The organism is Pacificitalea manganoxidans, from assembly GCF_002504165.1.
Lineage (GTDB): Bacteria > Pseudomonadota > Alphaproteobacteria > Rhodobacterales > Rhodobacteraceae > Pacificitalea > Pacificitalea manganoxidans.
Map to the genome: position 1 here is coordinate 17,915 of NZ_CP021404.1, position 21,398 is coordinate 39,312.

General features: G+C 62.5%; 16 protein-coding genes, 2 tRNA genes and 3 rRNA genes. 9 read left to right on the forward strand and 12 right to left on the reverse strand.

The features are described from left to right. Positions 1 to 34 precede the first annotated feature (34 nt). The 10 genes from rrf to CBW24_RS00130 all read right to left on the reverse strand — a co-directional run bounded on the left by rrf (position 35) and on the right by CBW24_RS00130 (position 12,002). Positions 35 to 149 (reverse strand): 5S ribosomal RNA (gene rrf / locus CBW24_RS00085). A gap of 99 nt (positions 150 to 248) precedes the next feature. Further along, positions 249 to 3,074, reverse strand: a 23S ribosomal RNA gene (locus tag CBW24_RS00090). Positions 3,075 to 3,389: 315 nt separating this feature from the next. Next, positions 3,390 to 3,466: transfer RNA gene (locus CBW24_RS00095), tRNA-Ile, on the reverse strand. A gap of 3 nt (positions 3,467 to 3,469) precedes the next feature. Next, a tRNA-Ala gene (locus tag CBW24_RS00100) sits at positions 3,470 to 3,545 on the reverse strand. Positions 3,546 to 3,678: 133 nt separating this feature from the next. After that, positions 3,679 to 5,147: ribosomal RNA gene (locus CBW24_RS00105) — 16S ribosomal RNA — on the reverse strand. Together the 16S, 23S and 5S rRNA genes with 2 tRNA genes alongside form the textbook arrangement of a ribosomal RNA operon. Before the next feature lie 935 nt (positions 5,148 to 6,082). Next, on the reverse strand, positions 6,083 to 6,616 hold the full coding sequence (locus tag CBW24_RS00110) for a DUF3035 domain-containing protein (protein ID WP_097374065.1): 534 nt from the start codon (positions 6,614 to 6,616) through the stop codon (positions 6,083 to 6,085). 60 nt (positions 6,617 to 6,676) lie between these two features. Continuing rightward, positions 6,677 to 7,147 carry a signal peptidase II gene (gene lspA / locus CBW24_RS00115; protein ID WP_088663171.1) on the reverse strand — a complete coding sequence of 157 codons (471 nt, stop codon included), beginning with the start codon at positions 7,145 to 7,147 and terminating at the stop codon, positions 6,677 to 6,679. Between the two features lies 1 nt (position 7,148). Continuing rightward, entirely contained in the window at positions 7,149 to 8,741 is a 1,593-nt protein-coding gene (gene purH, locus CBW24_RS00120; protein ID WP_097372269.1) for a bifunctional phosphoribosylaminoimidazolecarboxamide formyltransferase/IMP cyclohydrolase, read from the reverse strand. Positions 8,742 to 8,762: 21 nt separating this feature from the next. After that, entirely contained in the window at positions 8,763 to 10,583 is a 1,821-nt protein-coding gene (locus tag CBW24_RS00125; RefSeq protein WP_232529904.1) for a heparinase II/III family protein, read from the reverse strand. 102 nt (positions 10,584 to 10,685) lie between these two features. Beyond that, complete coding sequence (locus tag CBW24_RS00130; RefSeq protein WP_097372270.1) at positions 10,686 to 12,002, reverse strand: RsmB/NOP family class I SAM-dependent RNA methyltransferase; 1,317 nt, start codon at positions 12,000 to 12,002, stop codon at positions 10,686 to 10,688. A gap of 127 nt (positions 12,003 to 12,129) precedes the next feature. Between CBW24_RS00130 and CBW24_RS00135 the strand changes: the two genes are divergently transcribed. Further along, entirely contained in the window at positions 12,130 to 12,315 is a 186-nt protein-coding gene (locus CBW24_RS00135; RefSeq protein ID WP_097372271.1) for a DUF1674 domain-containing protein, read from the forward strand. Positions 12,316 to 12,465: 150 nt separating this feature from the next. Here CBW24_RS00135 and dapB read toward each other — a convergent pair whose 3' ends face one another. Beyond that, the gene (dapB, locus tag CBW24_RS00140) at positions 12,466 to 13,296 is read right to left on the reverse strand and encodes a 4-hydroxy-tetrahydrodipicolinate reductase (protein WP_097372272.1); all 831 of its coding nucleotides are present in this window, start codon (positions 13,294 to 13,296) and stop codon (positions 12,466 to 12,468) included. Between the two features lie 124 nt (positions 13,297 to 13,420). Between dapB and rbfA the strand changes: the two genes are divergently transcribed. The 7 genes from rbfA to pnp all read left to right on the forward strand — a co-directional run bounded on the left by rbfA (position 13,421) and on the right by pnp (position 20,163). Continuing rightward, a complete protein-coding gene (rbfA, locus tag CBW24_RS00145; protein WP_097372273.1) occupies positions 13,421 to 13,876 on the forward strand; it encodes a 30S ribosome-binding factor RbfA in 456 nt (151 codons plus the stop codon). Next, a complete protein-coding gene (locus CBW24_RS00150) occupies positions 13,866 to 14,624 on the forward strand; it encodes a phosphodiester glycosidase family protein (protein WP_088663165.1) in 759 nt (252 codons plus the stop codon). Before rbfA ends, CBW24_RS00150 begins: the two co-directional genes overlap by 11 nt. Before the next feature lie 123 nt (positions 14,625 to 14,747). Then, positions 14,748 to 15,650: a tRNA pseudouridine(55) synthase TruB gene (truB, locus tag CBW24_RS00155; RefSeq protein ID WP_097372274.1), complete on the forward strand. Its 903-nt coding sequence runs from the start codon at positions 14,748 to 14,750 to the stop codon at positions 15,648 to 15,650. 4 nt (positions 15,651 to 15,654) lie between these two features. After that, positions 15,655 to 16,236 carry a DUF1643 domain-containing protein gene (locus CBW24_RS00160; RefSeq protein WP_097372275.1) on the forward strand — a complete coding sequence of 194 codons (582 nt, stop codon included), beginning with the start codon at positions 15,655 to 15,657 and terminating at the stop codon, positions 16,234 to 16,236. A gap of 151 nt (positions 16,237 to 16,387) precedes the next feature. Further along, entirely contained in the window at positions 16,388 to 17,230 is an 843-nt protein-coding gene (locus tag CBW24_RS00165; protein ID WP_157772987.1) for a hypothetical protein, read from the forward strand. A gap of 342 nt (positions 17,231 to 17,572) precedes the next feature. Continuing rightward, positions 17,573 to 17,842, forward strand: coding sequence for a 30S ribosomal protein S15 (rpsO, locus tag CBW24_RS00170; protein ID WP_088663161.1), 270 nt, complete (start codon positions 17,573 to 17,575; stop codon positions 17,840 to 17,842). Positions 17,843 to 18,027: 185 nt separating this feature from the next. Next, positions 18,028 to 20,163 (forward strand): polyribonucleotide nucleotidyltransferase, encoded by a 2,136-nt coding sequence (pnp, locus tag CBW24_RS00175; protein WP_088663160.1) that lies wholly within the window; start codon positions 18,028 to 18,030, stop codon positions 20,161 to 20,163. A gap of 66 nt (positions 20,164 to 20,229) precedes the next feature. Here the strand turns inward: pnp and CBW24_RS00180 are convergent, their stop codons facing one another. Next, positions 20,230 to 20,496, reverse strand: a complete 267-nt coding sequence (locus tag CBW24_RS00180; RefSeq protein WP_088663159.1) for a spike base protein, RCAP_Rcc01079 family — start codon at positions 20,494 to 20,496, stop codon at positions 20,230 to 20,232. Positions 20,497 to 20,729: 233 nt separating this feature from the next. Here CBW24_RS00180 and CBW24_RS00185 point away from each other — a divergent pair, with 233 nt between their 5' ends. Then, positions 20,730 to 21,314, forward strand: a complete 585-nt coding sequence (locus CBW24_RS00185) for a L,D-transpeptidase (protein WP_097372277.1) — start codon at positions 20,730 to 20,732, stop codon at positions 21,312 to 21,314. Positions 21,315 to 21,398: the final 84 nt, after the last annotated feature.

Genomic DNA, 21,398 nt, shown 5'->3' on the forward strand with positions numbered 1-21,398 from the left:
ATTAGAGAGATTATTTTATCTGGCTTCTTTCTAGGTTTGGCGATGACCTACTCTCCCACGTCTTAAGACGCAGTACCATTGGCGCGACGGCACTTAACTGCCGAGTTCGGGATGGGATCGGGTGTTTTGCTCGTGCTATGATCACCAAACCGAGGAAGAAGTCAGAGTGTCCAAGTCAAGTATTTAGTGTGGTGTATGACTTTTGATATCAGTTCATGATCAGGATTTTTTCCTGTCTTTTACTGGATCAAATCAAGCCTATCGGACAATTAGTACCGGTCAACTGAACGCATTGCTGCGCTTACATCTCCGGCCTATCGACGAGGTGGTCTACCTCGGTCCTCAGGGATACCTTGTTTTGAGGGGGGCTTCCCGCTTAGATGCCTTCAGCGGTTATCCTTTCCGATCATAGCTACCCTGCACTGCGGCTGGCGCCACAACAGGTCCACCAGTGGATCGTTCACCCCGGTCCTCTCGTACTAGGGGCAACTCCTCTCAAGTATCCTACACCCACGGCAGATAGGGACCGAACTGTCTCACGACGTTCTAAACCCAGCTCACGTACCTCTTTAAACGGCGAACAGCCGTACCCTTGGGACCTGCTCCAGCCCCAGGATGAGATGAGCCGACATCGAGGTGCCAAACGGTGCCGTCGATATGGACTCTTGGGCACCATCAGCCTGTTATCCCCGGCGTACCTTTTATCCGTTGAGCGATGGCCCTTCCACTCGGGACCACCGGATCACTATGGCCGTCTTTCGACTCTGCTCGACTTGTCAGTCTTGCAGTCAGGCTGGCTTCTGCCATTGCACTCAACGAGCGATTTCCGACCGCTCTGAGCCAACCTTCGCGCGCCTCCGTTACGCTTTGGGAGGCGACCGCCCCAGTCAAACTACCCGCCACACAGGGTCCCGGATCCGGATAACGGACCGCGGTTAGACATCAAGCGAGCGAAGGGTGGTATCTCAAGGATGGCTCCACGAAGACTGGCGTCTCCGTATCAAAGCCTACCACCTATCCTGCACATCGCTGACCTAATGCCAGTGTGAAGCTGTAGTAAAGGTGCACGGGGTCTTTCCGTCTAACCGCGGGAAGCCTGCATCTTGACAGGCAATTCAATTTCGCTGAGTCGATGTTGGAGACAGCGGGGAAGTCGTTACGCCATTCGTGCAGGTCGGAACTTACCCGACAAGGAATTTCGCTACCTTAGGACCGTTATAGTTACGGCCGCCGTTTACCGGGGCTTCAATTCAAGGCTCTCACCTCTCCTTTTAACCTTCCGGCACCGGGCAGGCGTCAGACCCTATACGTCGTCTTGCGACTTCGCAGAGCCCTGTGTTTTTAGTAAACAGTCGCCACCCCCTGGTTTGTGCCCCCCGCCAAGACTTGCGTCCTAACGGGGCCTCCTTCTCGCGAACTTACGGAGGTATTTTGCCGAGTTCCTTCAACATCGTTCTCTCAAGCGCCTTGGTATGCTCTACCAGTCCACCTGTGTCGGTTTAGGGTACGGTCTGATGGAGGGCTATTTCCAGGAACCTCTAAGCAGCCCATTCAATCCGATAAGGATGAACTACCTTCGAGATCCGTCACATCCTCCTGGCCTAGGAATATTAACCTAGTTCCCATCGGCTACGCATTTCTGCCTCGCCTTAGGGGCCGGCTTACCCTGCTCAGATTAGCTTTAAGCAGGAACCCTTGGACTTTCGGCGACAGGGTCTCTCACCCTGTTTGTCGCTACTCATGTCATCATTCTCGCTAGTGATCTCTCCACCGGTTGGCTCACGCCCCGGCTTCACAGAAAACTCCGAGCCTCCAATACTCCCGAAGGAGACAAGGAGGCGTGGAGTTATATCACACTACGCTCCGCTACCACTGCATACGCAGTCCTAAGCTTCGGCTCATGGCTTGAGCCCCGTTACATCTTCGCCGCAGGACAACTTATCTAGACCAGTGAGCTGTTACGCTATCTTTAAAGGATGGCTGCTTCTAAGCCAACCTCCTGGTTGTTTTGGTCGTCCCACCTGCTTTCCCACTTAGCCATGAATTGGGGGCCTTAGCTGTAGGTCAGGGTTGTTTCCCTCTCCACGACGGACGTTAGCACCCGCCGTGTGTCTGCCATCTAGTACTCCTCGGTATTCGGAGTTTGGTTAGGATCAGTAAGCCTGTGGGGCCCCATTACCCATCCAGTGCTCTACCCCCGAGGGTATTCGGATGACGCTCTACCTAAATAGATTTCGCGGAGAACCAGCTATCTCCGAGTTTGATTGGCCTTTCACCCCTAGGCACAACTCATCCCGACCTTTTTCAACAGGTGTGGGTTCGGACCTCCAGTAAGTGTTACCTTACCTTCATCCTGGTCATGCCTAGATCACTCGGTTTCGGGTCTGATCCCACATACTCAACGCCCTATTAAGACTCGCTTTCGCTGCGCCTACACCTATCGGCTTAAGCTTGCATGTGAGACCAAGTCGATGACCCATTATACAAAAGGTACGCCGTCAGGGCTCAAGGCCCCTCCGACTGCTTGTAGGCGTCCGGTTTCAGAAACTGTTTCACTCCCCTCGTCGGGGTGCTTTTCACCTTTCCCTCACGGTACTGGTTCGCTATCGGTCAGTAAGGAGTACTTAGCCTTCGAGGGTGGTCCCCCGATGTTCAGACAGGATTTCACGTGTCCCGCCCTACTTAATACGTCAAATCGAGCTTCCCATACGGGGCTGTCACCCACTATGGCTGACCTTTCCAGGTCATTCTGGTCACTCTCATTGCTCGGCTGGTCCCCGTTCGCTCGCCGCTACTAGGGGAGTATCTGTTGATTTCCTTTCCTCCGGGTACTTAGATGTTTCAGTTCCCCGGGTTTGCTCTTATAACCCTATGTATTCAGGTTAAAAGTACCTGGTTCAGCCGCCTATTGATAACCGAAGTTAACAATAGATGACTGTCAGGTGGGTTGCCCCATTCGGAGATCTGAGGGTCAAAGCCTATTCTCGGCTCGCCTCAGCTTATCGCAGAGTATCACGTCCTTCATCGCCTCTTACTGCCAAGGCATCCACCAAACGCCCTTCTCGCGCTTGATTTGATCCAGAAAAAGACAGGCTTTTTCCTGACCCCGTGCCTTTTGTGTGCCACGGGGCTTGAGATCAAAAGTCATACTTTCCCGCCCTCCACGCTGGTTCACATGGAGGACATTTTGGTTAGTGTACTTGACTTGGACAAAATTGCATTGCTGGTCAGAACCGAAGTTCCGCCAGCCGGTCATCCCTCACTCGGGCGACCAGCAATTCTGATGTTAATCTCTCTATACGATGTCAATCGTCCGATTGGACGGGAAAGCGTGAACCGCTTTCCGATCTAATCGAACTCTCTGACTGCTATTTGGTAATACAGGATGATGGTGGGTCGAGGAGGACTTGAACCTCCGACCTCACGCTTATCAGGCGTGCGCTCTAACCACCTGAGCTACCGACCCATCTGGTGGAGCGTATCGGGATCGAACCGATGACCCCCTGCTTGCAAAGCAGGTGCTCTCCCAGCTGAGCTAACGCCCCGGTGACCGTTCCACATTGCGTGTGGAACCCTGTTCTGAAGAGATATGAGGACGGCCTGGTCCGGTATATGACCATATAGGTCTGCTAAGTGTTCCACGAATGATGCAAGCATCATTGCCAGGAACATCCTTAGAAAGGAGGTGATCCAGCCGCAGGTTCCCCTACGGCTACCTTGTTACGACTTCACCCCAGTCGCTGATCCTACCGTGGTTGGCTGCCTCCTGCGAACAGGTTGGCGCACCACCTTCGGGTAGAACCAACTCCCATGGTGTGACGGGCGGTGTGTACAAGGCCCGGGAACGTATTCACCGCGTCATGCTGTTACGCGATTACTAGCGATTCCGACTTCATGGGGTCGAGTTGCAGACCCCAATCCGAACTGAGACAGTTTTTGGGGATTAACCCATTGTCACTGCCATTGTAGCACGTGTGTAGCCCAACCCGTAAGGGCCATGAGGACTTGACGTCATCCACACCTTCCTCCCGCTTATCACGGGCAGTTCCTTTAGAGTGCCCAGCCGAACTGCTGGCAACTAAAGGTGTGGGTTGCGCTCGTTGCCGGACTTAACCGAACATCTCACGACACGAGCTGACGACAGCCATGCAGCACCTGTCACTGATCCAACTAAATGAAGGAAACGATCTCTCGTAACCGCGATCAGGATGTCAAGGGTTGGTAAGGTTCTGCGCGTTGCTTCGAATTAAACCACATGCTCCACCGCTTGTGCGGGCCCCCGTCAATTCCTTTGAGTTTTAATCTTGCGACCGTACTCCCCAGGCGGAATGCTTAATCCGTTAGGTGTGTCACCGAATAGCATGCTACCCGACGACTGGCATTCATCGTTTACGGTGTGGACTACCAGGGTATCTAATCCTGTTTGCTCCCCACACTTTCGCACCTCAGCGTCAGTATCGAGCCAGTGAGCCGCCTTCGCCACTGGTGTTCCTCCGAATATCTACGAATTTCACCTCTACACTCGGAATTCCACTCACCTCTCTCGAACTCAAGACTAACAGTATCAAAGGCAGTTCCAAGGTTGAGCCCTGGGATTTCACCTCTGACTTATTAGTCCGCCTACGTGCGCTTTACGCCCAGTAATTCCGAACAACGCTAACCCCCTCCGTATTACCGCGGCTGCTGGCACGGAGTTAGCCGGGGTTTCTTTACCTGCTACCGTCATTATCTTCACAGGCGAAAGAGCTTTACGACCCTAAGGCCTTCATCACTCACGCGGCATGGCTAGATCAGGCTTGCGCCCATTGTCTAAGATTCCCCACTGCTGCCTCCCGTAGGAGTCTGGGCCGTGTCTCAGTCCCAGTGTTGCTGATCATCCTCTCAAACCAGCTACTGATCGTAGACTTGGTAGGCCATTACCCCACCAACTATCTAATCAGACGCGGGCCGATCCTTCACCGATAAATCTTTCCCCCGAAGGGCGTATACGGTATTAAACCCAGTTTCCCGGGACTATTCCGTAGTGAAGGGCACGTTCCCACGCGTTACTAACCCGTCCGCCGCTAGATCCGAAGATCTCGCTCGACTTGCATGTGTTAGGCCTGCCGCCAGCGTTCGTTCTGAGCCAGGATCAAACTCTCAAGTTGAAAGCCACTTGCGTAGCTATCCTTGACGTTCGAACCTCTGCACATCAGTCCCTGCCAATTAAGACAAGAACCATCTTACCGTCTTGTGCTTCAGTACCAAAGGTACAGAAACCGCAAAGACAGTGAAGCTGACACTCTATCATCGGCCGAAGCCTAAGAGCGTGATACACAGACGTTGATCCATCGAATGAACCAAACCGCCCGCATATCTCTTCAGATACCAGCAATGTCAAAGAGCCAGAGACAATATCAACCGAGATGCGCCCTAACTTGAACGGCGCGCCCCGCCTCAACTGTCTCTATTTTTCCGCCTCGTCTGCGACCGTCCGTTTCCGTCTCAGCCGCCCCGTCTGGCGTCCCGTTGTGCGCCTCAGCGCCGCCGGTGAGGGGCTATCTACGGATACCCGACCAACCTCGCAACCCCTTTCTGATCGGAAAATCAAAAAATCCGCCAGAAAGTTACAAAGCAAAGAGATATCAATAGCTTACAATCTCAAGAAATTGCAGCCTGATGCCAGGGTTCGAGGCCCGTTTTGGACCTTCCCCAAGGGCATATAAGGGCAAAATCGGGAATCTCCACATGAATCAGCCGAGTCACTGGCCCAAAGCGACTCGAGTCACCTTGAGATTCCCTTGAGTGACCTTAAGGCAGGCCCAAAATCGGGCCGGAATCGGGGAATCGCGGGGGCAAAATGGGCCTCGCAGGAATCGCATCTGCGGAATCGCTCGGATCTGGGGTGCGCGGGCAAATCAGATCCCCTCTCTATATAGAGGCTCTATGGAGAGGGGTGTGCGCCGCTCCCCTGACCGGTCGTTTGCGCCCCCGCTGCCAACCGCCCCGCGGCCCTCCCGCCCCCCTCCTCCGGAAACGACAAAGCCGCGCTCGAGGGCGCGGCTTTGTCTTAGGCTATATAGAGATTGGCGAGGCTCGCAGATTACTCGACCTGCGGCGGCGCGGCGGGGGTGCGTGCCCCGGCCCGGCGCCAGCGCTCCAGCTCGGCATGCTGGTCCAGCGCGTAGGGCTCATAGGCCTTATAGTAGATCGTCAGGTTGAAAAGCCGCTCAAGTAGCCGCCCGTCATTCTTACGACGGTATTCCAGATCGGCTGCGGCCAGTTCGGCGCGGATCGCATCGCGGCGGCCATAGCGCAGGGAATGGTTGAGCAGACCGGGATCGCCGACGAGCGGCCCCCCATTGCGCGCAACCCGGCGCGGATCGCCACCCAGCGCCGCGACTGCGTCGGCATCGGGCGTCGGATCGACAAGGTTGCCACCGCCCGGCGTGGGCGTCGGCAGCGCGGCATAGGTTTCCGGCTGCTGAATGGGTTTGTTGGGAAGGATCGCGAATTCGTCCGGTGTGCGCTGCGACCGATTAATGTTCATCAGTTCGGGATCGCGATCACCGCAGGCCGCCAGCGTCAGGGCGACCAGCGCGCAGGCGATCATGTTCCGCCCCGTAGCCGATTGCATCCTTGCCTCCATTGCCCCGTCCTCTCGTTTTGCTCTCTTTACCGTATCGTTCCCGACACGTCACGCAGCCTTTTTGCTGCCGCCCCAAACCAGCAGGCCGATCGCCCCTGCAAAGATAAAGATATCGGCGACATTAAAGATGTAGGGATTGTTGATCCCGCAGCAGGACATGTTGAGAAAGTCCAGAACGCCGCGATGGAACACCCGATCGACCGCGTTGCCCAACGCCCCGCCCAAGACCAACCCGGCCGAGGCGAATTCCGCCGTGCGGGTAAAGCTGCGCTTTGCCCAGATCACCAGCGCCACGCAGATCGCAAGCGCCAGCGCAAACAGCGCCCAGCGGGTGATGTCGGGATGCCCGTGGAGCAGCCCGAAATTGATGCCGGTGTTCAGCCCCTTGCGGAAGGTCACCAGCGGCGGCAGCAATTCGTAGCTTTGGCCCGGCTGTAGGGCCAGCCCGTAGATCACCCCGTATTTGGTGATCTGGTCCAGCACAAAGGCCAGCGCCGCTGTGATCCAAAGCAGCCGCATGTCAGTGCCGGAAATGGCGCATGCCGGTGAACACCATGGCGAGGCCAGCCTCGTCCGCTGCGGCGATCACCTCATTGTCGCGCATCGAGCCGCCGGGCTGGATCACGCAGGTCGCTCCGGCAGCCGCCGCCTCCAGCAGGCCATCGGGGAACGGGAAAAACGCATCCGACGCAACCGCACTGCCTTGGGTCAGCGGCGCATCGAGGCCAAGGGCCTCCGCCATCCGCTCGGCCTTCTTGGCGGCGATCAGCGCGCTGTCGACCCGGCTCATCTGGCCCGCGCCCACGCCAACCGTGGCCTGATCCTTCACATAGACGATGGCGTTGGATTTGACGTGCTTGGCCACCTTCCACGCGAACAGCAGATCGCGCATCTGGTCCTCGGTCGGGGCCTTCTTGGTCACCACCTTCAGATCGTCGATGCCGACAAAGCCCGCGTCTTTGTCCTGCACCAGCAGCCCGCCCGCGACCTGCCGCACCGTGTGACCGCCCGCCAGCACATCGGGCAGGCCGTCGGTCGTCAGCAGGCGCAGGTTCTTTTTGGCGGCAAAGACCTCGCGCGCGGCGTCGGTCGCGCCCGGCGCGATCACCACCTCGGTAAAGATGCCGGTGATCTCGCGCGCGGTTTCTTCGTCCAGCTCACGGTTGAATGCGACGATCCCGCCAAAGGCCGAGGTGCGGTCGCAATCGAACGCGGCACGATAGGCGTCGATCAGGCTCCCGCCCCGCGCCACGCCGCAGGGGTTGGCGTGCTTGATGATCGCGCAGGCGGCAGTCTCGGCCGGGTCGAATTCGGCCACCAGTTCGAACGCCGCGTCGGTGTCGTTGATGTTGTTGTAGCTTAGTTCCTTGCCCTGCCACTGGCGGGCGGTGGCGACGCCGGGGCGCGCGCTGCCATCGGTATAGAAGGCCGCCGCCTGATGCGGGTTTTCGCCGTAACGCAGGCTTTGCTTCAGCGTCCCGGCAAAGCTGCGGCGGCGCGGCGTGTCCAGATCCAGCGCCTGCGCCATCCATGTGGACACGGCGGTGTCATAGGCGGCGGTGCGGGCATAGGCGATCTGCGCCAGCCGCTGCCGGAAGGCATAGGTCGTCTGCCCGTCCTGCGCATCGAGCTCGGCGAGCAGCGCGTCGTAATCCTCGACATCCGTGACAACGCTGACAAAGGCGTGGTTCTTGGACGCCGCGCGGATCATCGCCGGGCCGCCAATGTCGATATTCTCGATGCAGGTGTCGTAATCCGCGCCCTTGGCGACGGTTTCCTCGAACGGGTAGAGGTTCACCACCAGCAGGTCGATCGGGCCGATGCCGTGTTCGTCCATCGCCGCGACATGGGCCGCGTCATCGCGCAGCGCCAGCAGGCCGCCATGCACCTTGGGATGCAGCGTCTTGACTCGCCCGTCCATCATTTCGGGGAAGCCGGTAACCTCGGAGACATCCTTTACCGTCAGGCCCGCGTCGCGCAGGGCGCGGGCGGTGCCGCCGGTCGACAGCAATTCGACGCCGCGCGCATCCAGCGCCCGGCCCAGATCGATCAGCCCGTCCTTGTCGGAAACGGAAAGCAGCGCGCGCTTCAGCGGTTGAAGATCGGTGGTCATCGGCGAAGGGTCCTCATGCGGTCAATCGAAAGCCATATCGTCATCGTCCCCGCGTGCCAGGTCGCGGATGCCCTGCGGGGTATCCTGAGCCTTGCCCAAGGTCCAGCCGATCTGACAGGCATAATCCAGAACCCGCCCCGAAAGCACCAGCTGCCGGGTTGCGCGGGGCTTCAGCCGTCCGGGCTCCAGGTAGACCGAAGGCTCGACACTCAGCACGGCGGTCCCGTCATGGCGGAAACGCCAGACTTCGCCGGACCGCAGCGCCAGCGTCACCCCATGCCCGCCGTTCAGGTCGGGATCGTCGTCGATGCTCGGCTCCACGTCGGGATGCAGATGGAACCGGATGCGAAAGGCGATACCGCGCAAAGCGCCTTCCGCCACCACCCGCTCGAACCGGCGGCGGTGCTGTTCCGTCATCGCGCCCAGCGTATCCTCGCCCGCTATCTCGCGCCCGTCGCGCGCCAGCACCAATTTACGCATATGGGTCAGCCCGTGGGTCGCGACCCAGCCGTCATGCCCGGTCAGCAGGCTGCGCGCAGCGCCCGCTGCACCCGCCTGCACCCGCACATCCCGCGGGGTTTCTGCCAGCAGATCCGCCGCCGGCAGGCCCGCCGGGGCGTCGCCATCATGTTCGCGCGCGAACCGCGAGGACGACACGCCGTCGACGCATAATGTCGAATGGCTGGGCGTGGCCCGTCCGGCCCGGCGCCAGGTTTCGCCAAAGGACGCGCCCGAGCCGCAATTGACGATCAGCGGCCTGCGCGCGGAGGTCATTTCAAAAGCGAGGGTCGAAGCATGGCCGGTGCGGGCCGCCGCGCCCTGCGGCGGCGGTGCGGCATCGACCAGCACCGAACAGCGCCCCGCCGACAGCCGCGCAAACCCCATCGCCAGCGTCAGCGGCTCGCGCCCTTCCGCCGGGGCGCGTTGCGCCGCGCGCACGCCCGACGCGGCCAGTGCATGATCCAGCCAACCCTCCGCCCCGCGCCCGCCCCCGTGGAACCGCGCCAAGCCGCCATCCACATGGCGTAGCGCCCGCAGCGTCGGCGCGATCCGCGCGCAGGCGGCGCGCAGCGGCTCCGGCACCGGCTGCCCGGCACTGCCCAGCGCCTGCCCCACCCATGTCAGCAGGGTAAAGATGTCCAGCAGGTCTTCGGGATTGCGCGAGGCCAGCGCGCCATCGGCATCGATCTGATCGTCACATTCGCGGATCAGCGCCCGCACCGCCCGCCCCGCGTGCCGTTCCTGTCCCGTGACCGCAAGCCCGGCGAACAGCAGCCCCGACAGCGCCTCCACCCGCGGCAGGCCCGGCGTCGCCCCGCGCCAGCGCCGCGATAAATAGGTTGTCTGCGCCGCCAAAGCGCCAAAGAACTGCCCGCGCGCCGCCGCGTCCCGCCCAGCCAATAGAAAAGTGCCGTGATGGACCCACCGCGTCAGCCGCCGCCCCGTCAGCGCAGGCGTCCAGCCCGGTCCGCGCCCGGTGCCGAACCGCGCGATCCAGTCCCACGTCCAATCCTGCGCGCGCGTCCGGGCGCGGATGTCGCCCAGCGCCGCCAGATCGTCGAGCCACAAAAACCCATGCAGCGCCTGTTCGAACCCCGGCGCGGGCATCTCCAGATCCCAGATCGCGGTATCGGGCGCATCGACAAGATGCCCCGCGAACAGAAAGCTGCCCGCCGTCAGGTGCCTGCCGCGCCGGGGGCTGCCGATGCTGCGTGGTTCGGGGCGGGACGCGAACTCCGCCGTTCCGCGCGGCACCGTGGCGGCGGCCAGCCGTGCATGCACCCGGTCCATCACGCGCCCGCGCCGCGCCGTCCAGGTTTCGGTATCGCCATCGCGTGCCATGCTGTTCCTTGCCGGAGCATCCGGTTGCGCAGCCTAGCGGCGCCCCGGCCGCAAGTCACCTGTTCCCGCGCTGCGCCGCACCGGGTTTGGCGCGGGGGCTGGCTACCCGCGGCGCAACGCCACCATATAGAATCCATCGACGCCACCCAGATCCGCCCAATGATCGGGACGGGTGCGGATCGCGCCATTGTCCTGCGCCCAGCCTTCGGGCAGCGACTGCGCCATATCCTCGGGCAGCGGGCAGGCGGACAGGTCGGGATGACGCTCTAACGCGGCGGCCAGCTGCGCTTCGCCTTCCGCCTTCAGGATGGAGCAGGTGCAAAACACCAAGACCCCGCCCGGTGCCAGCCAGCCCAGCGCCCGGTCGAGCAGTTCGGCCTGCAACGCCACAAGCGGTTTGATCTCGGTCCCGTCCTTGGCCTGCGGCAGATCGGGGTGACGGCGGATGGTGCCGGTCGCGGTGCAGGGCGCATCGAGCAGGATCGCATCGAACGGCGCATCCGGGCTCCAGTCCAGCGCATCGGCGGCGATCAGATCGACCTCCTTCATCCCGGTGCGGGACAGGTTGTCGCGCAGACGCTCCAGCCGCGTCTCGGAAATATCGAGCGCGGTGACGTCGGCCCCCGTCGCCGCCAGTTGCATGGTCTTGCCGCCCGGTGCAGCGCAGAGATCCAGAACCCGCTTGCCCGGCGCAGCGCCCGTCAACCGTGCGGGCAGCGCGGCGGCGGCATCCTGCACCCACCAGTCGCCTGCCTCGAACCCCGGCAGCGCAGACACCTGCCCCGGCGCCTCGATGCGGATCGACCCGGTCGGCAGCAACAGCCCACCCAGCTTTTCGGCCAGCGCGGCGGCGTCCCGTTGAAACTTCGGCGTCACATCGAGCGGCGCACCACGTTCATGCGCGGCCTCCATCCGGGCCACGGCGGCATTGCCCCAGTCGGCACCGACCCGCCCGCGCAGCCAGTTCGGCAGGCGCTGCGGCTGTGCCGCGCTCCATGCCGCGCGGCCTTCGTCTTCGGTGACCTTGCGCAGCACGGCGTTCACCATCCCCGAGGCCGAGGGCCGCCGTTTCTTGGCCAGCGCCACGGCGGTGTTCACCACGCCATGCGGCGCCGCGCCTTCGCCAAGGATCTCGGTCACGGCCAGCCGCAGCAGGGCGCGGATTTCGGCATGGGGGCGGCGCTGCATGAACGGCTTTAACGCCGCATCCGCCCGCGCCATCTGCCGCAGCGTGGCCAAAGCCAACCGCTGCGCCCGCGCCCGCACGGCGGGGGGATGCGACAGCACATGGTCATGCACCAGCATTTCGGCCATGGTCATTTGCTCGTCCTGCACACCCTCGATCATGTCGAGCGCAAGCGCGCGCGGCGCAAGGCCGGGATCGTCGGAACGGGCACCCTTTTTCGGGGTTTGGGCCATGGGTATCTCCTGACTGGCGGGACGGGACCAAGCGCGCGCACTTGTCTCGTTGCGCGCAGCCCGTATATCAGAAGCCACCATCCGACAAGCGAGCCGGCACATCCGACCGGCCCGAGAAGGGATTGCGATGACCGCTGACACCCCGCAGAAGCCCGATCTGCCCCCCGCCGCGCTCCGCGCGCTGGCCGAGGCCGAAGAGCGCCGCGCCAACGCCGCCGCGCTGGACCTGCCGCCCGAACTGGGCGGTCGCGAAGGCCCGGAGCCTGTGCGCTACGGCGATTATGAGAAAAAGGGCCTCGCCGTCGATTTCTGACCCGAAGGCAGGACCGGTGGACCCGCTGCGACAGTCTGCGCGGGGCTGCCTATAGGCGACGCCGCGCAATTTGGCGGCTGCCCGTCGCAACGTGCGAGCGGCCCGCACGGCGCGCTGAGTTGCGACGCCGCAGCCGAACTCACGGTGCCCTTACAGCCCCAGCACGTCCAGCATGTCATAATGTCCCGGCGCCTTGCCCACGCCCCAGAGCGCGGCCTTCAGCGCGCCGCGCGCGAACAGGGTGCGGTCGCTGGCTTTGTGGCTCAGGATGATACGCTCCCCCTCCCCGGCAAAGATCACCTCGTGATCGCCGATCACGTCGCCGCCCCGGATCGCGGAAAAGCCGATGCTGCCCGTCTCCCGTGCCCCGGTGATGCCGTCGCGCGCGGCCACATACAGATCGTCGAGCGGATGTCCCCGCCCCTCCGCCGCCGCTTCGCCCAGCATCAACGCGGTGCCCGAAGGTGCGTCGACCTTGTGACGGTGGTGGGTTTCGACGATTTCGATGTCGAAGCTTTCGTCGAGCGCCTGCGCCACCTTGCGCGTCAGTTGCATCAGAAGGTTCACGCCAAGGCTCATGTTCCCCGCACGCACCACCACGCCCCGGTCGGTCACCGCGTCAATCGCGGCGATGTCGTCCGGCGTCAGCCCGGTGGTGCCGATGACATGCACCACGCCTGCCTGCGCCGCGATCGGGGCAAGTGCGACGGTCGCGGCGGGGGTCGTGAAGTCGATCACCGCCTGCGCCCCGGCCAGCGCGGCGTCCGCGTCCTCTGTGACCACCACGCCCAGCGCCGCGCCGCCCGCAGCCTCGCCCGCGTCCTGTCCGATCCAGTCACTGCCGGGCCGCTCCACCGCGCCTACAAGCCGCATCGCAGGGCTGGCGACCACGGCCGCCGTCAGCATCCGGCCCATGCGGCCCGACGCGCCCATGATCACAATACCGGGGGTGGTGCTGTCGTCTGCGCGGGTGTCGGTCATGGGGTCTCTCGCTTCTGTCACGGTGGCGTAGGGCCGGCAGCGGCCTGCCGATGCTCTACCGCCTCGTCGGGTCAAGCGCAAAGCCTCGCTTGCGCGAAGCGCCGCGCGTGCGTATCTGGCAGGTATGGCAAAGAACAAGTTCTCCCCCGGCGCAGGCCCCACGCAACGACAGCTGAAGGTCGCCGAGATCATCCGGCGCACCCTGTCCAGCGTGCTGGCCCGTGGTGACGTGCATGACCCCGACCTGAACCGGATTTCGATCACGGTGGGCGAGGTGCGGACCTCTTCGGATCTGAAAGTGGCGACGGCCTATGTGCAGCCGCTGGGCGGGCGCGAGCCGGAACTGGCACTCGACGCGCTGCGCCGCAACCGGCACGAAATCCGCCGTCAGGTGGCGCGTGGGCTGACGTTGAAATTCTCGCCCGAGATCCGGTTCGAACTGGATGAAACCTTCGATCTGCTCGATGACACCCGTCGCATCTTCTCTCAGCCGAAAGTGCAGCAGGATCTCGTCGCCGCCGACGAAGACGATGACGAGGCGCCCGGCGACACCCCCATCGGGACCGACGATGATCGTTAAGCACCTGTTGATCGGCTTGCTGGGTCTGCTGGGCGGCACGCTGCTGTCGGGTTCCGAATTGCGCGCCGATCACAACTGCGCCTCCCAGACCCATGACGGGCTTAGCTACACGGTCTGCACCGCCGTTCTGGGCGAAGACGACCTGCGCGTGTTTCACCGCGATCCCGAAGGCCGCCCGTTTGGCAGCTTTGCCGCGCTGGACGCCCGGCTGGCCGAGCGCGGCGAACAGCTGGGCTTTGCGATGAACGCGGGCATGTATCATCCCGACCGCTCCGCCGTGGGGCTGCTGGTCGATGAGGGCGAAGAGCAAGCGCGGCTGATCACCAATCCCGGCCCCGGCAATTTCGGGATGCAGCCCAACGGGGTGTTCTGCCTGACCGAAGACCGGGCGCTTGTGGTTGAAACGCTGGCCTTTGACGCCGATCCGCCATCCTGCCGGTTTGCCACCCAATCGGGTCCGATGCTGGTGATCGACGGGGCGCTGCACCCCCGGTTTTTGGTGGACAGCGACAGCCGCTTTATCCGCAATGGCGTCGGCGTCGCGCCCGATGGGCAGACGGTCTATTTCGTGATCTCCGACCAGCGTGTCAGCTTCCACGAATTCGGGCGCTTCTTCCGCGATGCGTTGGGCACGCCCAATGCGCTGTTCCTCGATGGCAAAGTGTCGAAACTGCACGCGCCGGATCTGGGCCGCTCCGATGGCGGGTTTCCGATGGGGCCGATCGTGGGCACGGTGCATACGCGCTAAGCCGCGCCGATCACGCCCCGGACGCACCGCGCCCGGTTGACCCGCAAGGCCGCAATCGCTAGCACCGCGCCCCTGAACACGAGCACCGCATTCCGCATTGCCCCGACAGGACAGGAGAGCCTCATGGGACGCCGCAAGGGCCGCGCCATTTCTGGCTGGATCATCATCGACAAACCCGCCGGCCCGACCTCCACCGCTGTGGTGAACAAGGTGCGCTGGGCGCTGAATGCCGCCAAGGCTGGCCATGCCGGCACGCTTGACCCCGCCGCCACCGGCGTTCTCGCCGTGGCCTTGGGCGAGGCCACGAAAACCGTGCCCTACATCACTGACGCGCTGAAATGCTACCGCTTCACCGTGCGGCTGGGTCAGGCCACCAATACCGACGATGCCGAGGGCGAGGTGATCGACACCTCGGACAGCCGCCCCACCGATGACGACATCATTGCCGCCCTGCCCGCCTTCCGCGGGGAGATCATGCAGGTGCCGCCGAAATTCTCCGCCGTGAAGATCGACGGCGAGCGCGCCTATGCGCTGGCCCGCGACGATGAGGAATTCGAGATCGCCGCGCGCCCGCTCTGGGTCGAAAGCCTCGATTTGATCGAGCGCCCGGATGCCGACACCGTCGTGCTGGAAATGGTCTGCGGCAAGGGCGGCTATGTCCGCTCCATCGCGCGGGATCTGGGGCAGGCTCTGGGCTGCCTTGGCCATGTCGTCACCCTGCGCCGCACATGGTCCGGCCCGTTCGACGCGGATAACGGCATTTCGATGGAGCAGGTCGAGGAACTGGCCCACACCCCCGCGCTCGACGACTATCTGCAACCGCTGGAAATCGGGCTGGCCGATCTGGAGCAAGCGCGCTGCGCCGCCGGCGCCGCGACCCGGCTCAAGAACGGCAATCCCGCGTCGGTGATCTGCCCCCATGCGGAATTCGGCGAAACGGTCTGGGCGTCTGATAACGGACAGCCGGTCGCGATCGGCACCTATATGGGCGGAGAACTGCACCCCACGCGGGTCTTCAACCTCTGATCCGATGATCCGCCGCACCTACACCGCCCCCGATGGCACGGAAAGCGAGGCGCTCTATTCCGACTGCGACCGCTACCGCTATGCGCTGACACGGATATGGCAGGCGCAGGGGAAGCGGTTGCTGATCGTGATGCTGAACCCGTCCAAGGCCACCGAACGCCATAACGACCCCGCAATCGAACGCTGCGAACGCCGCGCGCGGGCGCTGGGATATGGCGGGGTTCGGGTCTGCAACCTGTTTGCATGGCGGGAAACGGACCCGCGCGCTTTGAAACGCGCCACGGCCCCTGTCGGCCCGGAATGCGACGCGGTGCTGAGCGACGCAGCGATCTGGTCAGATGACATCCTATGTGGCTGGGGCGTGCATGGGGCTCATATGGATCGCGGCGCGCAGGTGGCCCGTCAGCTGGCCGCGACGGGCAAGCCTCTACTAAATCTTGGGTTGTCGAAGGCCGGTCATCCGCGACACCCTCTATATATAGCTTATGCGCAGCAGCCGGTGGTGTGGGAATCGGACCAAAACAAGGCGGAAGAGTCCTTTGACATGCCTTGTCAGCAGCCTGAACCGGCCACATTCGACGATTAACCCTGTCATCAGGAAGGCTCATCCCGGCCGGGAATCAACGGCACGAGGCAGGGTTGTTAGGACAATGTGCAGGAAGTTGCGCATATCCTGTCACCGGGTGGAGCCATGGATGGCCGGTAACGGTTGCTGAGACGCGGGGAACACGATGTTCATGCTGCTGGGACTTATGGGTGCGGTGCTTGTCGGCTCCGCCGTCATGCTTCAGACCGATGTGCTGGAGGACGAAGACATCCCCGAGGAGGACGACTCCGGCGGTGATGACTACGGCAATATGTTCGACCAGATCCCGACGGATGACGACGGGTTCGACCTGACCGACAGCACCGAAGGCGACAATACCGACGCCGCGCCCTTCGACGATTTTCTCGGCGATGACAGCGACGACACCGCCACGGACGACGCCGCCGAGGACGCCACCCGCGCCGCGAGCGCCGATTTCGACCGGCTTTACGGTGACGATCCCGATGATGATTTCCTCGCGGATTTTCTGGCTGACGATCTCGACGACGATGAGGGTCAGGGGCTCGATTTCGTCGATGACACCGCCGAAGACCCTGCCGACGACGATGACGACACGACGGGCGATGACACCATCGCCGTGCTCGCCGCCGCCGAGGCCGCGCCCGAAACCGGCGATGACACCCTCGCCGCGGACATGGATGACGACGCGCCCACGGATGACGGCGCCGATGTGATCTGGCTCGACAACGCCGACCTTGCCGCCGGGAGCGATCCGTTCTTCGACCTCGACGATTGGCTGGACGATGAAAACGAAACCGAAATCACCGGCTACAACCCCGAGCAGGACAAGATCGTCGTGATCTGGGACGACAGCGACGATGGCGAAGTGCCCGAATTGCGGATCGAGCCGGTCGAAGGCACCGATGATGTGCAGTTGGTCGTGGGCGGCACCGCTGTATCCACCGTGATCGGTGGCGCGGGGCTTACCGCCGACGATGTCGATCTTGTGCCCGAAAGCATGGCGGAAGCCTGATCGCGCCCTTCTCCCCCTGCAACATCCCCCACGCCTGCGCCGCACCCGATCCGGGTGCGGTTCGCGTTTGGCCCGCGCGTGCCGCAAATCTGTCAGGCCCGACCGGGCCCAGACGCCGCGCCCAAGCCCGCACCTGCACCCTGCGAATCGCGCCTGATTTGCCGCCAAAATCCCAGCCCTGTCACGGCGCGCACGTCAAACACCCCGTGGATTGAGGCTTTCTTTTTGAAGCGAGATTGCCTATATGCCGGCATCCGTTCCGCGAAAGCGGCGGACACTCCATGGGCCCTGCTGGACGACATCCCGGCTTGCGCCATCCACCCTTTTGACAAGGAGACCCCGATGTCGATCACTGTCGAAGACAAAGCCCGCGTGATGAAAGACTTCGCGACCAAAGAAGGCGACACCGGTTCGCCCGAAGTTCAGGTTGCGATCCTCAGCTCGCGCATCGCTACGCTGACCGAGCATTTCAAGACCCACAAGAAGGACAACCACTCCCGTCGTGGCCTTCTGAAGCTGGTGGCTCAGCGCCGCAAGCTGCTGGACTACCTGAAAGCCAAGGATGAGGCCCGTTATCAGGATCTCATCGGCCGCCTCGGCCTGCGTCGCTAAGGATTGCTGACCGCGCCCCCTCGGGGCGCGGTTTTCATATGCGGACCAAGGGGTTCGCACCCTAGTCGCCGACCGGGCCCGCCCGGCGGCAGGGATCGAACCGAGGGCCACGGGACGCGCCGCGCGCAGCCCCGTACGCAACCGGCTCGAGGGGATACGCCCCGACGGCCAAGATTGGAAACGAGATGTTCAACACGACCACAAAATCCATGCAGTGGGGCGAAGAGACCCTGACGCTTGAAACGGGCAAGGTTGCCCGCCAGGCCGACGGCTCCGTCATCGCCACGCTCGGCGAAACCTCGGTGATGGCCAACGTGACCTTCGCCAAGGCGCCGAAGCCGGGTCAGGATTTCTTCCCCCTGACCGTGCACTACAACGAAAAATACTACGCCGCGGGTAAAGTGCCCGGCGGCTTCTTCAAGCGCGAAGGCCGTCCGACCGAGAAAGAGACGCTGACCTCGCGCCTCATCGACCGTCCGATTCGCCCGCTGTTCGCCCCCGGCTTCAAAAACGAAGTTCTGGTGATCTGCACCGTGCTGAGCCATGACCTCGTCAACGATCCTGACATCGTGGCGATGATCGCGGCCTCTGCTGCGCTGACGCTGTCCGGCGCGCCCTTCATGGGCCCGATCGCCGGCTGCCGCGTGGGCTACGAGGATGGCGAATACATCCTGAACCCCGAAGTGTCCGATATGGACCAGCTGCGCATGAACCCCGACCAGCGCCTCGACCTTGTCGTCGCAGGCACCAAGGACGCGGTCATGATGGTCGAATCCGAAGCCTACGAGCTTTCGGAAGCCGAAATGCTGGGCGCCGTGACCTTTGCGCATGAGCAGATCCAGCCCGTCATCGACCTGATCATCGATCTGGCCGAAGACGCCGCGAAAGAGCCGTTTGACTACACGCCGCCGGATTACTCCGCGCTGTATGAGAAGGTGAAAGCCGCCGGCGAAGAGCAAATGCGCGCCGCATTCGCCATCCGCGACAAGCAGGAACGCACCACCGCGATTTCCGCTGCGCGCGATGCCGTCATGGCGACCCTCTCCGAAGACGATCTGGCCGATGCCAACCTCGGTTCGGCATTCAAGAAGCTGGAAAGCTCGATCCTGCGTGGCGCCATCATCAAGGGCGGCGCCCGCATCGATGGTCGCGACACCACCACCGTGCGCCAGATCAGCAGCCAAGTGGGCCTGCTGCCCCGGACCCACGGCTCGGCACTGTTCACCCGTGGTGAAACTCAGGGCCTCGTCGTGACCACTCTGGGCACCGGCGATGATGAGCAGATCATCGACGCCCTGCACGGCAACTACCGTTCGAACTTCATGTTGCACTACAACTTCCCGCCCTACTCGGTCGGCGAAGTCGGGCGCTTCGGCCCTCCGGGGCGTCGTGAAATCGGCCACGGGAAACTCGCATGGCGCGCGCTGCAGGCTGTCCTGCCCGCTCCGACCGATTTCCCCTACACGATCCGCGTCGTGTCCGAGATCACCGAATCGAACGGCTCCTCCTCGATGGCGTCGGTTTGCGGCGGCTCGCTGGCGATGATGGATGCGGGCGTTCCGCTGAAAGCGCCGGTGGCTGGTGTTGCCATGGGTCTGATCCTCGAAGAGGACGGCTCCTACGCGATCCTGACCGACATCCTTGGCGACGAGGATCACCTCGGCGACATGGACTTCAAGGTTGCTGGCACCGAAAACGGCATCACGTCGCTGCAGATGGACATCAAGGTCGCAGGCATCACGCCCGAGATCATGGAAAAAGCTCTGGCTCAGGCGAAAGACGGCCGGATGCACATTCTGGGTGAGATGAGCAAAGCGCTCACCGCAGGCCGGACCGAATTCTCGGCCCACGCCCCGCGCATCGAAACCATGACTGTGCCCACCGACAAGATCCGTGAAGTGATCGGCTCGGGCGGCAAGGTCATCCGCGAGATCGTGGAAACCTCCGGCGCCAAGGTCGACATCAACGATGACGGTGTCATCAAGATCGCGTCCGCCAATGCCGAGAACATCCAGAAGGCCTATGACATGATCTATTCGATCGTGGCAGAGCCCGAGGAAGGCAAGGTTTACACCGGCAAGGTCGTGAAGATCGTCGATTTCGGCGCCTTCGTGAACTTCTTCGGCAAGCGTGACGGCCTTGTGCATGTCAGCCAGATCGAAAACCGCCGCCTGAACCATCCCTCGGATGTTCTGAAGGAAGGCCAAGAAGTGAAGGTCAAGCTGCTGGGCTTTGACGATCGCGGCAAGGTTCGCCTGTCGATGAAAGTCGTTGATCAAGAGACCGGCGAAGAGATCGCCCGCGAAGAAACCGCCGAATAAGGCAGTTCGCACAGTTTCAGAAAACGGCCCTCGCAGACCTGCGGGGGCCGTTTTTTTATGCGTGGACTACAGCGTGACCAATGCATGAATGCCGCTGGCGGTCGTGCCTGTGGCTAAAACCCGCCGCGCCGCGACCGGCAGAACCGTCATGTCCGGCACCGTGACCACCCGGCTTGCCCCTCGCAATGTCACCAGCGCCACCGCTCCGCCGGTTTCGACATAGAGCGCGGATGCCGTATCGATCAGGTCCACCCCGTCATCCGGCGTCACCGGCACGATATCACTTGCAGGACCGTCGAGCGGCAGGGCACGATTTTGGAAGGGATTGGTCATCTGACACCTCGATGGATCGGTTGAAACGCGGGCCAAGGGATAGCCTGAAACGCATTAACCATCCGCAAAGCCTCCGTGCGCCGCCCGAACCCAACAGGATTTGACAAGCAGATTAAGACGCGCAGCCAACGGGTTAGGTGTTGCGCCACGCTCCGATCACGCAGCGCTGATTGAACCAAACGGCGTTTATCCGCGTTTGACTGCCGAACACGAAAAACGAGGGAGCCGAAATCATGCTCGTCAAGTCGCTCAACCGCCGGACCTTCATGACCGGCACCGCCGCTGTCGCCGCTACCGCCATTGCGACGCCCGCCCTGTCCCATTCCGCCCCGCAGCAATTTCAGGTGCCAGAGCAGTTCAAGGCGCAGATCGTGCGCGTGAACAGCGACCTGCCGGCAAACCAGATCTTTATCAAGATGCCGACCTACCACCTGTATTACACCCTCGGGGATGGCACCGCCGTGCGCTACGGCGTGGCGCTGGGGAAAGAGGGGCTGAAATTTCGCGGCACCGCCACCGTCGAACGCAAGGTCGAATGGCCCAGCTGGACGCCCACGCAGGACATGATCGCGCGCGATCCGTCCTATGCCAAATACGAAAACGGCATGCCCGGCGGTCCGACCAACCCGCTCGGCGCGCGGGCGCTTTACCTTTACGATGCCAACGGGCGCGACACGTTGTTCCGTATTCACGGCACAACCGATCCGTCCTCGATCGGCAAATCCGTCTCGAACGGCTGCATCCGTATGTATAACAGCCACGTCAAAGACCTCTATGATCGCGTGCAACTGGGCACGCGCGTCACCGCCACGGGTTGATCGTGCAGCATTTATGACCAAAGGCCGGCCGCCGCGCCGGCCTTTTTTCTTGCGCGCCCGTTCTGCGCAGGCTCGCCCCTTTCC